This is a genomic window from Acinetobacter sp. ANC 5045 (assembly GCF_004331005.1).
Lineage (GTDB): Bacteria > Pseudomonadota > Gammaproteobacteria > Pseudomonadales > Moraxellaceae > Acinetobacter > Acinetobacter towneri.
This window is the reverse complement of sequence record NZ_SJNS01000001.1, coordinates 475,418-488,877: the sequence shown is the minus strand read 5'-3', so window position 1 is coordinate 488,877 and position 13,460 is coordinate 475,418. Positions and strand designations below refer to the sequence as shown.

The 13,460-nt window shown below is 42.9% G+C and carries 11 protein-coding genes; 4 read left to right on the top strand and 7 right to left on the bottom strand.

Going from position 1 to position 13,460, the window contains the following annotated elements; genetic code table 11:
• Nucleotides 1–93: 93 nt before the first annotated feature.
• Nucleotides 94–1,704, bottom strand: a complete 1,611-nt coding sequence (locus E0H79_RS02445) for a phospholipase D family protein (protein ID WP_225532188.1) — start codon at nt 1,702–1,704, stop codon at nt 94–96.
• 176 nt (nt 1,705–1,880) lie between these two features.
• Between E0H79_RS02445 and E0H79_RS02440 the strand changes: the two genes are divergently transcribed.
• Nucleotides 1,881–2,891: a metallophosphoesterase gene (locus tag E0H79_RS02440; RefSeq protein ID WP_131260738.1), complete on the top strand. Its 1,011-nt coding sequence runs from the start codon at nt 1,881–1,883 to the stop codon at nt 2,889–2,891.
• 66 nt (nt 2,892–2,957) lie between these two features.
• Here E0H79_RS02440 and E0H79_RS02435 read toward each other — a convergent pair whose 3' ends face one another.
• Nucleotides 2,958–4,271, bottom strand: a complete 1,314-nt coding sequence (locus E0H79_RS02435; protein ID WP_131260737.1) for an MFS transporter — start codon at nt 4,269–4,271, stop codon at nt 2,958–2,960.
• Nucleotides 4,272–4,456: 185 nt separating this feature from the next.
• Nucleotides 4,457–5,104 (bottom strand): PAQR family membrane homeostasis protein TrhA, encoded by a 648-nt coding sequence (trhA, locus tag E0H79_RS02430; protein WP_004972459.1) that lies wholly within the window; start codon nt 5,102–5,104, stop codon nt 4,457–4,459.
• A gap of 107 nt (nt 5,105–5,211) precedes the next feature.
• Here trhA and E0H79_RS02425 point away from each other — a divergent pair, with 107 nt between their 5' ends.
• Together E0H79_RS02425 and E0H79_RS02420 are read left to right on the top strand one after the other, a co-directional pair.
• Nucleotides 5,212–6,432, top strand: a complete 1,221-nt coding sequence (locus E0H79_RS02425) for a class I SAM-dependent methyltransferase (RefSeq protein WP_096901570.1) — start codon at nt 5,212–5,214, stop codon at nt 6,430–6,432.
• A gap of 23 nt (nt 6,433–6,455) precedes the next feature.
• Entirely contained in the window at nt 6,456–6,878 is a 423-nt protein-coding gene (locus tag E0H79_RS02420; RefSeq protein WP_004972455.1) for a GNAT family N-acetyltransferase, read from the top strand.
• 112 nt (nt 6,879–6,990) lie between these two features.
• Here the strand turns inward: E0H79_RS02420 and E0H79_RS02415 are convergent, their stop codons facing one another.
• The 4 genes from E0H79_RS02415 to E0H79_RS02400 all read right to left on the bottom strand — a co-directional run bounded on the left by E0H79_RS02415 (nt 6,991) and on the right by E0H79_RS02400 (nt 12,087).
• Nucleotides 6,991–7,323, bottom strand: coding sequence for a hypothetical protein (locus tag E0H79_RS02415; RefSeq protein ID WP_004972453.1), 333 nt, complete (start codon nt 7,321–7,323; stop codon nt 6,991–6,993).
• Nucleotides 7,324–7,494: 171 nt separating this feature from the next.
• Entirely contained in the window at nt 7,495–9,630 is a 2,136-nt protein-coding gene (locus E0H79_RS02410; protein ID WP_131260736.1) for a 3-hydroxyacyl-CoA dehydrogenase NAD-binding domain-containing protein, read from the bottom strand.
• 11 nt (nt 9,631–9,641) lie between these two features.
• Nucleotides 9,642–10,847: an acetyl-CoA C-acetyltransferase gene (locus tag E0H79_RS02405; RefSeq protein WP_131260735.1), complete on the bottom strand. Its 1,206-nt coding sequence runs from the start codon at nt 10,845–10,847 to the stop codon at nt 9,642–9,644.
• A 229-nt stretch (nt 10,848–11,076) separates the two neighbouring features.
• On the bottom strand, nt 11,077–12,087 hold the full coding sequence (locus E0H79_RS02400) for an AraC family transcriptional regulator (RefSeq protein ID WP_004972448.1): 1,011 nt from the start codon (nt 12,085–12,087) through the stop codon (nt 11,077–11,079).
• A gap of 210 nt (nt 12,088–12,297) precedes the next feature.
• On the opposite strand from E0H79_RS02400, the gene E0H79_RS02395 reads away from it, so the two are divergent.
• Complete coding sequence (locus E0H79_RS02395; RefSeq protein WP_004972446.1) at nt 12,298–13,458, top strand: CaiB/BaiF CoA transferase family protein; 1,161 nt, start codon at nt 12,298–12,300, stop codon at nt 13,456–13,458.
• The last annotated feature ends 2 nt before the right edge of the window (nt 13,459–13,460 follow it).

The window sequence follows — 13,460 nt, the reverse complement described above, 5'->3', positions numbered from 1 at the left end:
TGCTTAGGCGCATCTTCATGTTAAAGATAGCCTAAGCACATCACATTTTTTTAAGAATAATGGTCATCATCCAACAGCTTCAATATTATGTTGCTACATAAAGCCTTCGATTGGCAGCCATGAGGTAATTTTCATTGCCGCACGTTGATACCATTTCATCCCTGGTTCTTTTTTCAGAATTTGAGTTTCGCCTTGTGGATTTTTCATGTGCCATTGAATGTTTTGCTGTGCATCCAAAACCAGTTTATAAGCATATTTGGACAAATTGACATCCATGGTGTGGTGAACTGCGCGAGCCAATGGCGGACTGTTTAAAATCACCCCAATTTCAGTATTTAAATATGCCGAGCGTGGGTCAAAATTAAACGAACCAATAAATACCTGTTTTTCATCCAATGCCATGAGTTTGGCATGTAAACTAGAACGGCTTAAACCTTTCATACTGACTTTGGCTTTTTTGGAAATTTCGTGCGTATGTGTGTTTAGGTTTTCCATTTCAGGTCGCGCCAAAAACTCATACAGCTGCACGTTATTTGCCAATAAATCTTCTCGATATTTGGCGTAAAAAGCATGCACCACAGGAACATCGTTGGCTTTAAAGGAGTTGGTCAGTACGCGTACCTGAACGCCATCATCCGCCAAGTCTTTTAGTTTTTCTGCCCCCGATTGTTCGGGGACAAAATACGCAGAAATAATATCGACACTACTGCTTGGCTTCTCTAAATGCGTCAGCAATTGAAAGTTGAGATGTTCTTCTTTTGAGGCGCGGTCTTTAATTTTACTCGGCGCATCTTTGACCACTTCAGCACTGACCCAATCGAACTTAATACTATGCGTCATCCACTGTTCAATCGCTTTAGAACGAGTCACCAAATCTAAATAATTTTGTACGGTGGCTTCTTGATCGTGCTGTTCTAATTGCTGTTTTAAGCTTTCATAACGCAAGGTGTAATGTTGTGGATTGACCAATTGCTTGACTGAATAAGCATAGTCATCATTCCAGTATTCATCAAAAGAGTGAATAATTTCATCCGAAGCCGAGCCGACTAACATCACATCGACATCAGAAAATTGATAATTGTCGCTGACGTTATAGTATTGATTGCTCATATTGCGCCCACCAATCAGAGAAATTTGGTTATCGGCTATAAAGCTTTTGTTGTGCATACGACGGTTAATACGCTTCAAATCCAAAATCATGTCCATGGCACGATAATGTCGAAAGCGATATGGATTATACAGTTTGATGTCGATGTTGACGTGTTGATCAAGCGCGAGATAAATGCCTTCCATTTTTTTGGCATTGTTATCATCGACCAATAAGCGGACTTTCACCCCACGATCTGCCGCACGAATAATGGCGTGTAGTGCAAGCGCGCCAATTTTATCGTTATCCCAAATATAATATTGTAAATCTAAAGATTTTTCTGCTTTATTAATCAGATAGATACGTGCTGCTAGGGCTTCGAGCGGATCATACAGGACATGATAACCCGTAAGCTGCGGATATTTTTCGCGTAGCGGCAGTACAATTTTGGCCAAACTGGTTTGATCGGTTGGGGTTTCAAACGCCATCCGGATCGGATGTTCAATCTGTTTGGGCAGCGTGCTACAGCCTGAGAGTGTCAAAACGAAGGCGCAACTCAGCCACAAGACGTTGTGCCGAATATTTTGAAATGGAGCGGATGAGCTGCGGTTTGCCAAATTAAATTCCTTTTTAGCACGAGGAGCAAATAAGTTAAAAATAGGGTTTGAGTATAATTGTCAGCTATGAAAAGATAAATATGACAATACAGATATATGACGTGTGTGGGTTAAATGCGACATCTGGGTTTAGCGCAGCATTGAATAGCAGAAGTATGAAGTAATAGAGAATAAATATGTGGGATAACGATTCAGTCGTGTTGTATTTCTATATGGGTATGGCAATTTTGGCGCTGTGGGCAGTTTCGCAAGCATGGCGCAGTCAGGCCAATACAGAAACCATTCACCCGTTTAAGGCCTTTGTGCATTTGTTGGTATTTTATTTGTCTTACCTGTTGCCGCCTTTGGTTTTTTTTAGTGTCTATGCGGGTATTCAGGGCTATTACTCCATCCACGAAGCGATTTTTGTATTTTTAGTCAGTGCTGTGTTGAGCTATGCGCGTTTTATTGAACCGCATTTGATTCAAGTCAAAACTACCAAATATCAAATTCATGCAGATCGCCGTTTATTAAAGCCTGTCAAAATTGCTTTAATTGCAGATTTACATATTGGCTTGTTTTCTGGGCATGAGCGTCAATTGAAGCAAATTGTGAAAAAACTCAATTTGCAAAACCCCGATATTGTCGTTGTAGCAGGCGACTGGACTTATGAGCCTGAAAATAAATTGGTCGAAGAATTGGCGGTATTAAAAGAAATTTGTGCGCCTGTATATTCGGTAAATGGTAATCATGATGAGCAGTATCCTGGCCCGCCCATTCAAGAGCTGTTAAAAACGGCTTTAGAACAAAATAACGTGATTGATATTGAAGGTAGAATTGTCGAGTTTGATGAGTTTCGTTTGCTCGGTATTGGCGATTTATGGGCAGGTAAAACCGACATGCGCTATATGCCCGATTTACCTCAGGATAAGCCGTGGGTGTTGTTATCACATAACCCCGATACAGTGGATATGGTGCCAAAATTGCCGACACGTCCGTTGATGTTGGCAGGACATACCCATGGTGGGCAGGTTGAACTGCCGTGGCTGACCGATTATGTGATGAAAAAAGTATCTATTTTAGGGCATAAAAAGGGGTTATATCGCCATGATCATGCCGATGTATTTGTGACTGTAGGGACAGGAATGGTCGGTGTTCCTTTTCGTTTTGGTGTGCCGCCCACGATTGATATTATTGAATTATTGTAAGCACCGTCACCATCGCCTACATGAAAAAAACCAGCCGAGGCTGGTTTTTTGATGCAATTTTTGCGCTTAAATTTGATTGTTTACATCATCATGCTTGGTTTCTCGAATCATTAAAAATGCGATTAAAGACAAGATGGATGCTGCACTTAAATAATAACCAACTGCAGCCAAGCCATAAGTGGTGGCAAGTTTGGTGGCAATGAGTGGGGCAAACGATGCGCCAAAAATACCCGCCAAGTTAAAGGTGAGTGCGGAGCCTGTATAGCGTACAGATGTTGGGAAAATTTCAGACAATACTGTACCAATGGGCCCGTAAGTAAGTCCCATAATTGCCAAGCCAATACACAGGAAAATAAATACAATCCACGTGCTGCCTGAAGCAAGCATATCGGCAAAAAATAAGCCAAAAATTGCAGAGATGATGCACACTGCGATAGAGGTGGTTTTACGTCCAAATTTTTCGGCTAAAACGGCTGAGAGGGGAATAAAAGCAGCAAAACACAATGTGGCTAGTAGTTGAAGTTTTAAGAATTCTTCACGTGAATAACCCAGTTGTTTGGTGCCCCATTGCAAGGCAAATACCGTAGTCAGATAAAACACCACAAAGGTACAAATTGCAGCGATTGTACCGAGCACTAACATTTTAGCGTGTTTTTTAAAGACCTGAATAAATGGCACATTGACTTCTTTTTGTTTATTCAACACTTTTTGGAAGGCAGGCGTTTCATGCAGTTTTAAGCGAATCCATAAACCGACAATCACCAATAAGGCACTCGAAATAAACGGGATGCGCCAGCCCCATGTCATAAAGTCTTGCTCAGACATCAGCGCACCTAAAATAAGGAATGAACCTGTGGCAAGAATAAAACCAATCGGAGCGCCCAATTGTGGGAACATGCCATACCAAGCACGTTTACCTTCAGGGGCATTTTCTGTGGCTAACAGTACTGCTCCCGACCATTCACCGCCCAAGCCTAAACCTTGCCCTAAGCGACACAACGCCAACAGTAATGGCGCGATAATCCCAATTTGTGCATACGTCGGCAGTAAACCAATACAGACTGTAGAAATTCCCATGGTCAATAATGCCGCGACCAAAGTGGCTTTGCGTCCAATCCGATCTCCTAAATGTCCAAATAAAGCTGCGCCAATTGGACGGGCGATAAAGGCAATTGCAAAGGTGGCGAGAGATTGAATGGTTGCCGTCATTGGGTCAGTACTGATCGGAAAGAACAGATACGGGAAAATAATGACTGCCGCAGTGGCGTAGATATAAAAGTCAAAAAACTCGATGGTGGTACCGACCAAGCTTGCAGTCAGTACTCGAAATTTAGAATTTTGAGTCGGCTGTTCAGCGGCAGCAGTAGATGAAGATGCCATACAGGACCTTATGTAAAGTGAATTTTAAATGAAAGTGCAATTTGGAACAGACCGCACTGGCAGAAAAATAGTAGATACTTCTTGTAGTTATACTTTTTTGAACAAGAAGTCGGTTACAAAACTGCATCCATGAACACCATTCAAATCTGATCGTTTTATCTGTAAGACATGAGCGATATTCAGCGTTAAATCACATACAGATAAATTGCCAGAAAGTGTGCGCCTGCACCAATTAAGACAAATACATGCCAAATTGCGTGGGTATATCTTACGCGTTTTAAGGCATAAAACAATGCACCCACGGTGTAGGCAATGCCGCCAATTAGCAAAAAGGTCAGGGCTTGGCTGCTTAAATAGGCTTGCATATCGTCCATGACCAGAACGGCTAACCAACCCATCACCAAGTAGGCAATTAAAGAAATTTTATGAAAACGGTTGATAAATACCAGTTTAAATAGGGTGCCAATCAGGGCAATAATCCACAGGGCAATTAACAAATATTGTGCTTTTTGAGTAGGAATCGCGATGGATAAAAATGGGGTATAAGTCCCTGCAATTAAATAATAAATTGCGGTGTGATCTAACTTTTTATAAAAATAACGACGGTCTGCTGCGGTTGCCATGTGATACAGCATTGAAGCAGAAAAAAGCAGTACCATGCTTATTGCATAGGCCCACAAACCTAGCCATTGTCCCGTACTTAAATACGCACCTTTAATGATTAAAAGAATACCTGCAATAAATGCCAAAGCCGCACCAACACCATGGCTCAGATAGTTAATCCGTTCTTCTTGCAGGTCATAATCAGGCACTAAAGGGGCATTTAATTTCATGGCGAATCTGCTTTAATTTCTTTAATTATACAACTGTATCGTAATTCAATTTTGCTTTTAGGGTAATAACAATTAAACTTGAATTGTAATTTTTTCAGGTTTTTATTATGTCGACTTTGGCTTCTCCCTCTGTGCAGGAACAACAATTCTTAGAGGCTTTTCAGCAAGCCATTGATACACAAAAGCTTGATCGTGTGGTGCTGAGTCAATATAAAGGCGAACTGGAACAATTAGAAAAAATCACCTTACGGGTGATTCAGCTAAATCAAGACACCGTTTTAACTTGTTTGTATCGCCATAAAACGCAGGATATCACCAAAAACTATCCTTTGGCAGAAGCACAGATACAATTGAGTCACTTATTGGCAGATTGTAAACAGGCCAATTTATTTACGACAGATCAGGAAATTCAGCTAAAAAAGAACAAAAAGAAAGCCATGCTCAGCATTAGTAAAACAGCACCGACTATAGCGAAACCGAAAGAACCACAAGGACATGACCGAGAAAAGCAGCGTTATGTCGATCAATCCAGCCCATTTTTACAACACTTGGGGATTAGCGATGCCAAAGCGCAAATTATTCCGAGCATGGCGCGGAAATGGAAACAGATTAATAAATTTATTGAAATTTTTTCGGGTGCCTTGGCGCAAATCAAAATTTCGGAAAATACCTTGCGCGTGGTGGATTTTGGTTCAGGCAAAGGCTATTTAACTTTTGCGCTCTATGACTATTTGCAAAAGCAGCAATTTATTCCCTTTGTGACTGGGGTGGAACTAAACCCGAAAATGGTTGAGTTTTGTCAGTCGGTGGCGAGTGCTTCAGACTTTCAGCAGCTAGATTTTTTTCAGGGCGATGTGCGCACCTATCAGCCAGAACATTTAGATGTAATGATTGCTTTGCATGCCTGTGATGTCGCCACCGATTTTGCAATTCATACTGGTATTCGCCTGAATGCACAAATGATTATGTGCGCGCCGTGTTGCCATAAAGAGTTGCGTCCACAATTACAAAGCCCAAGCGTGTTGCAACCGATGCTGCAATTTGGCATTCATGCAGGGCAACAGGCGGAAATGTTAACCGATACCATCCGCGCTTTATTGCTCAAAGCCTATGGTTATGACACCAAAGTTTTTGAGTTTGTCGCTTTAGAACACACCAGTAAAAACAAAATGATTTTGGCAACCAAACGTCAAAATTGGAGTGAACCTGATCAAGCAGTTTTGGCACAAATTCGTGATTTAAAAACCATGTACGGTATTCAAAAACATTCTTTGGAGTTGTTGTTGAACGATCAGTGGGATCAACAGGGCATTGGTTCTAAGTGCTAAGCAAGATGGAACAGGATATAAAGATGCAAGATTATGAAATTCAATCGGGCACTTGGACACAATTTGCTGCAGAGGCCAAATCTATTCGTGAGCAAGTCTTTATTCAGGAACAGCGAATTGCGCCTGAAGATGAGTGGGATGCACAAGATGCAGTTGCCTTGCATTTTGTGGTCTATGCAACTGGACAGGCGATTGCAACAGCACGTTTACTGGAAAATCACAGTATTGGACGGGTCGCAGTGTTGAAATCACAGCGCGGTTTAGGTGTGGGACGTGTTTTAATGCAGCATATTATTCAGGTGGCAAAGCAGCAGCAACGTCCGTGGGTCAAGTTGTCTGCGCAGGAACACGCGATTCCGTTTTATCAAAGTTTGAGTTTTCAGGTTGAGGGTGAGTCGTATTTAGATTGTGGTATTCCGCATGTAGATATGCGATTGATATTTTAAACGAATTGTCGATAGTCCTGATTTTAATCGTGCAAAATAAAAATCGCCATGATGGAATGTGATCATGGCGATTTCTTTTTATAAACTGTATGAACAGAGCCGCTAGCGCATATTAATGTCCATGTGCGGGTGCTGGCTCATGGTTTTCAGGCATATTGGCATGTTCTGTTTCAGTCATACCGTGTGCATCTGCAGTTTCAGCAGCCAAAGCTTCACGTGCTTCACGATCTGCTTGTGCTTTTGCCAATGCTTCTTGTGACATAGCTGGCGCATTTTTAAAGGCGTGTTGCTGAGTATTCTGCTTTTGTTGCTGGCTAGGCATGTAGTCAGGTTCATTCGTGACCGCTAACCAGAAAATAAACATGAAAATTCCACCCAAAATACAGAAAATAAAGAGTGCTTTCCAACCCCAAGGTGATTTTTCAGGAGTAAGGCGTTCGGTCATGTGCATCTACCCAATTTGAATCTAAATCTTAAAATTATGTAACTTTATAACATAAAATGCATGAAAAACGGATTAAATTCTATTTATGCAGGGATATTCATTGTAATTTTGAGCAAATAAAAAGAGGGATGATATATCCCTCCCAGATTGCTTTAAATTTAAAGTTTAGCTTTAAATGCTTTTAGCACCTGCAGCAACACGATCTTGCAAGATTTTAGGTGGGGTAAAACGCTCGCCATATTCAGCAGTAAGTTGCTGTGCTCGTGCCAAAGCCTGTGTTAAACCATATTGATTCAAAAATTGTAAAGCACCACCTGTCCATGCAGGGAAGCCAATGCCAAAAATTGAACCAACATTGGCATCAATGACAGATTCTAAAACACCTTCTTCTAAGCAACGTAAGCTGTCCAGTGCTTGCACAAATAAAAAGCGATCTATCATCTCTTGTTCAGCGATTTCGGTATTTTGATACCAATGGCTTAACCCCGACCAAAGCTGTTTTTTACCCTGTTCAGGATAGTCATAAAAGCCTGCACCTGCAGCTTTGCCTTTACGCGAGAATTGATGAATCATGGTTTGAATGACTTCATCTGCACTCGACAGTGGTCGGTCTTTTCCTTCGGCTTGCAACGCCTTACGTGCTTCCTGTGCCACGTGTTCAGATAAGGTTAAAGATACTTCATCCTGAATGGCAAGTGGGCCAACAGGCATGCCTGCTTTTAAAGCAGCCATTTCAATTTTGGCAGGATGTACGCCTTCTGCCAGTAAGCGCAAGCCTTCCTGCACAAAAGTGCCAAACACCCGACTGGTAAAAAAGCCGCGGCTGTCATTGACCACAATCGGTGTTTTACCAATCTGCTGCACAAAATCATAGGCCTTTGTCAAAGTATCGGTAGAGGTATTTTTTCCTTTAATGATTTCGACCAATGGCATTTTATCGACAGGGCTAAAGAAATGCAGTCCAATAAAACGCTGCTGGTCTTGCGCCGCTTGGGCAAGTTCACTAATGGGTAGGGTTGAGGTGTTGGATGCCATCACACCTTGTTCTGCCAGAAAAACTTCGGCTTCTTGAGTGACTTGCGCCTTGAGTGCGGGGTTTTCAAATACCGCCTCAATAATCAAATCACAGCCTTGTAAATCGGCAGCCTGTGCCGTTGGATGAATCTTGGCTAAGACTTGTGCCGCTCGCTCTGCACTTATACGACCTTGTGATACTTGTTTATCGAGTAGTTTTTGACTGTAAGATTTGCCTTTTTCAGCTTGTTCGATGGATACATCTTTCAGAACAACCGTAATACCTTTGCTTGCTGTGGCATAAGAAATGCCTGCACCCATCATGCCTGCACCTAAAATACCGACTTTTTGAGTTTGATGTGGTGCAATGCCTTGCGGACGGCCACTGCCCGATTTAATCGCATTCAGCCCATGCCAAAAGGTGCCAATCATATTTTTAGAAATTTGACCTGTTGCGAGCTGGGTAAAATAGCGAGATTCAATGCGTAAGGCTGTATCGACATCAACCTGCGCACCTTCTACTGCTGCACTCAAAATTGCTTCAGGCGCAGGGTAACAGCCTTTGGTTTTGTCGCGTAGCATGGCAGGAGCAATGGAAAGCATTTGCGCGACAGCAGGTGTAGATGGTGTTCCCCCAGGGATTTTATAGCCTTTGACATCAAATACTTGTTGTGATTGAGGATGTGCAAGAATCCAGTCTTGGGCTTTGCTGAGTAATTCTGTTTCATTTTCAGCAAGATCATGGATTAAACCTAAACTTTGTGCTTTTTCCACACTCAGCTGTTTGCCTTCCATCAACAGCGGCAGGGCAGTTTGTAAACCCAATAAACGTACCATCCGCACAATACCACCGCCACCAGGCAATAAACCTAAAGTCACTTCGGGTAAACCAAACTTGGTTTTTGCATCACGAATTGCAATACGATGATGACAGCACAGAGCAAGTTCCCATCCGCCGCCGAGTGCCGTGCCATTTAAGGCAGCTACCACAGGAATACCACGGGTTTCAATATAACGCAGCTGTGCTTTTAGGTTTTCAATCATCTGAAAAAATGAGCTGGCATGCTCAGGCTGTACTTGAATCAACTCATCTAAGTCACCGCCTGCAAAAAAGGTTTTTTTCGCAGAGGCGAAAATGATTCCCGCCACTTGTTCGTCTGCTTTTAACTTTTGTACCACTTGCGCTAATGCATCTCTAAAGTCAGCATTCATGGTGTTGGCAGATTGATTTGGTGAGTCAAAGGTTAGAATGACAATGTTATCGGCATTTTTATAATAGTGAATGGCGCTCATTTTTATACTCCTTATACTCGCTGAATAATGGTGGCAATTCCCATCCCACCGCCTACACATAATGTAGCCATGCCGCGTTTTTTATCTTGTCGTTCTAGCTCGTCCAGTAAGGTGCCTAAAATCATGGCACCTGTAGCGCCAAGTGGATGACCCAAGGCAATAGCACCACCATTCACATTGACTTTGGCGGGATCAACCTGAAGTTCTGTAATAAAACGCAGAACCACGGCTGCAAAGGCTTCATTGACTTCAAACAGATCAATATCTTCAATGTTCAGTCCTGCTTTGGCTAAGGCTTTGCGTGCTGCAGGCGCGGGTCCTGTGAGCATAATGGCAGGGTCTGTGCCAACCAGTGCGGTAGCAAGCACTTTGGCGCGTGGTTTTAAGTTGTGTTGTTGTACCGCTTGTTCCGATGCAATCAAGACCAATGCCGCGCCATCAACAATACCTGATGAATTGCCTGCATGATGCACATGATTGACTTGTCCTGCTTCAGGATATTTTTGCAGGGCAATCGCATCAAAACCCATTTGTCCCATATTGGCAAAACTCGGCTTGAGCTGTGCCAAGCTTTCAGCCGTGGTCTGTGGTTTGATAAATTCATCTTGTGCCAAAATCACCACACCTGCCTGATCTTTGACAGGTACAATCGAGCGCTCGAAATGTCCCTGTGCTTGTGCTGCTGCGGCTTTGTGCTGTGATGCTGCTGCAAATTGATCGACTTCTGTACGGCTATAGCCATCGAGTGTGGCAATTAAGTCAGCGCCAATACCTTGTGGAATAAAATCACAAGCCATATTGGTTTCAGGGTCGAATGCCCAAGCACCACCATCGGAACCCATTGCCACGCGTGACATAGATTCCACACCACCTGCAACGATTAAATCTTCCCAACCCGAACGAACTTTTTGCGCTGCGAGGTTCACGGCTTCTAAACCTGAGGCACAAAAGCGGTTGATTTGTACCCCAGCAACATCATTGTCCCAACCTGCGGCAATCGCTGCGGTTTTGGCAATATCTGCACCCTGATCGCCAATTGGTGTGACACAACCCAAAACAATATCGTCTACTTGTGAGGTGTCTAGGTTGTGTCGTTGTTGCAATTCATTCAATAAGGTTGTGAGTAGGCGAATGGGTTTAACTTCGTGTAATGCGCCATCTTTTTTTCCTTTGCCGCGCGGAGTGCGAATAGCATCAATGATGTAGGCCTCGCTCATAATCAATCCCTTGTCGATAGTTTTCTTTATGATTGCTTTTGAGTGTAATCTGAAAATTTTGAAGTGCAATGACGAGAACGGTACAGGTCAGTGAGGTTTTTTGCTAATTGGGATGACGCAGTAATTTGGCAGAAAGATTGAAACTATAATAGAGCGATAAAAAAAGCCCTTGCGGTGTGCAAGGGCAATCGATTGGAATTACGAGTTATTGTGAATTGTCGATTCTAAATTAATGATAACCGTGCAACTGACGGTATAAACCAGGTGTGACGCCAGTCCACTTTTTGAAAGCACGGTGGAAAGTACTGGTTTCGCTAAAGCCAACTTGTTGTGCCACATCTTCAAGGGTAAGTTCAGGATTCAGCAATAGGTGAATCGCGGCATCACGGCGTAATGCATCTTTTACCCCTTGATAGCTTTTACCTTCTGCAGCCAAACGACGACGCAAGGTTTGTGGCGATAGGTACAGCATGGATGCAACATCGTTCAAGGTTGGCATTTCTTCGCCAATTTGGCTCTTTAACACGTCACGAATACGCGAAGTTAAAGAATTGGTGTTTTTGAATTTCACCAACAATTGCGCAGGCGCGGTTTTTAAGAATTCGTCTAAGGTTTCTTGGGTTTGACGAATTGGTAAATCCAAGTAGTCGGCAGCAAAGGTAATTTCGGTGCGTGGCATGTCAAATTGCATGACAGGCGCAAAGAACAGCGCATCGTATTCATCTGCATGTGCAGGACGTGGATAGCCAAAATGTACGCGCTCCAAAGGCAGGCGACGTTCAATCAGCCAAGATGCCAAGCCGTGCCAAATCATCAACATACTTTCAGTAATAAAGTGATCAGGATCCATAGCTTGTGGAATAGATGGTACCAAACGTGCTTCGTGTTTATCACGTTCTAAGGTAACCGACCAATCATCACCAAACAGTTTGTAGAATTGCGAAGAGAGTTCTAAGGCATCGCCCAGTGTTTTGGCGTGAATTACCAATTGGCACATGATCGCGAATGTACCCAAACGACGTGGCTGAGAATCAAAACCCACGTGTTCGTCTTGGGTCACCATCCACAACATTTTAATAAAGCGGGTATATTGTTCAGGTGAAATACGTGCTTTCGGTTGGCGCAGAAGTTCTGCCTCAATACCGACATGAGATAATAAGGTTTCGACATCCATGCCGAGTCGCTTAACACCCGTGAGCGCTGCATTTACAAAATGGATACTAATGGTATCTCTGCTCATGTTAAATCCTTCAGTCTCTTTTGTATTCACGTAAGCTTGACCTAAATGACGCTAAAAAATTGAAATTGGCAATTTACAATACCAATTTTACTTATTTTACATAATAAATTGCCGAAATGATCAAGGTAAATGGCTGAACATGACATTGTGTTACAGTTTTGCTGTTTATAAGATGAACGGAAAATCAGTAAAAATCGAGTAATCACAACAATGACACATGCACTGAGCGGTTTAAAAGTTTTAGATTTTTCCACCTTATTGCCCGGCCCTTTTGCCAGTTTGTATTTGGCGGATATGGGTGCAGAGGTGATTCATATTGAATCGGCAACCCGTCCTGACTTAATTCGTTTATTTCCGCCCTATGCCAATGGACAAGCGACTTCGCACAGTTATTTGAATCGGAATAAACAGTCAATTACTTTGGATTTAAAATCCCCCGAAAGTATTCAGCTTATTCACGATAAAATTGCCGAATTCGATATTGTATTGGAACAGTTTAGACCAGGCGTGATGCAGCGTTTAGGGCTGGACTATGCCAGCTTGGCAAAAATTAATCCGCGACTGATCTATTGTTCCATCACAGGTTATGGACAAACAGGCGATTATCAACAAAGGGCAGGACATGACATCAACTATTTAGCCTTGTCTGGCATTGCGGGGCATAGTGGGCGGCAAGCAGGCGGGCCACCGCCGCTCGGGATTCAAGTGGCCGATGTAGCAGGTGGATCATTGCATGCTTTGGTGGCGATTTTAAGTGCAGTGATAGAACGTCAGCGCAGTGGTTTAGGGCAGTATATTGATATTTCGATGACCGATTGCGCTGCGACTTTAAACAATATGGCCGCTTCAGCAGTTTTGGCGGCACAGGTTCCTCAATATGCTGAGCAATCTTACTTAAATGGTGGCACCTATTATGACTATTATGAAACAGCAGATGGCCGTTATCTTTCAGTCGGTAGTTTAGAGCCGCAGTTTATGCAGGGTTTGGCACAGATTTTAAACTTACCGATACTTTTGGAAAAAGGGGCATCTTTAGATCCGCAAGAGCGCTTGCAAGTCAAACACGCTATTCAAGATAAAATTAAAACACAAAGTTTTGCCACATGGCAGCAGGTATTCGCGCAATATGATGTCTGCGTTGAACCTGTATTCACTTTAGATGAAGCCTTACATTCACCTTTGGCACAGCAACGCGGTTGGACAGTAGAAGTTCCTATTCAGCAGAATGCCGAAAAAACTGAAACTCAGTTGGCGTGTCCAATTAAATTTTCACGTTCTCAAATGCGTTACGATTATATCGGGCAGGCTTTGGGTGCAGGGCAGTGGTCATCTCAGATTAAAAATCAGGATGAAGATGAAGCCAAGTCGTAATT

Bases quoted from the DNA above. Each gene is read 5' to 3' on its own strand.
- E0H79_RS02400 (WP_004972448.1), bottom strand. From the start codon at position 12,087: ATGAGCAGAGATACCATTAGTATCCATTTTGTAAATGCAGCGCTCACG.
- E0H79_RS02420 (WP_004972455.1), top strand. From the start codon at position 6,456: ATGCAAGATTATGAAATTCAATCGGGCACTTGGACACAATTTGCTGCA.
- E0H79_RS02440 (WP_131260738.1), top strand. From the start codon at position 1,881: ATGTGGGATAACGATTCAGTCGTGTTGTATTTCTATATGGGTATGGCA.
- E0H79_RS02415 (WP_004972453.1), bottom strand. From the start codon at position 7,323: ATGACCGAACGCCTTACTCCTGAAAAATCACCTTGGGGTTGGAAAGCA.
- trhA (WP_004972459.1), bottom strand. From the start codon at position 5,104: ATGAAATTAAATGCCCCTTTAGTGCCTGATTATGACCTGCAAGAAGAA.
- E0H79_RS02395 (WP_004972446.1), top strand. From the start codon at position 12,298: ATGACACATGCACTGAGCGGTTTAAAAGTTTTAGATTTTTCCACCTTA.
- E0H79_RS02425 (WP_096901570.1), top strand. From the start codon at position 5,212: ATGTCGACTTTGGCTTCTCCCTCTGTGCAGGAACAACAATTCTTAGAG.
- E0H79_RS02435 (WP_131260737.1), bottom strand. From the start codon at position 4,271: ATGGCATCTTCATCTACTGCTGCCGCTGAACAGCCGACTCAAAATTCT.
- E0H79_RS02410 (WP_131260736.1), bottom strand. From the start codon at position 9,630: ATGAGCGCCATTCACTATTATAAAAATGCCGATAACATTGTCATTCTA.
- E0H79_RS02405 (WP_131260735.1), bottom strand. From the start codon at position 10,847: ATGAGCGAGGCCTACATCATTGATGCTATTCGCACTCCGCGCGGCAAA.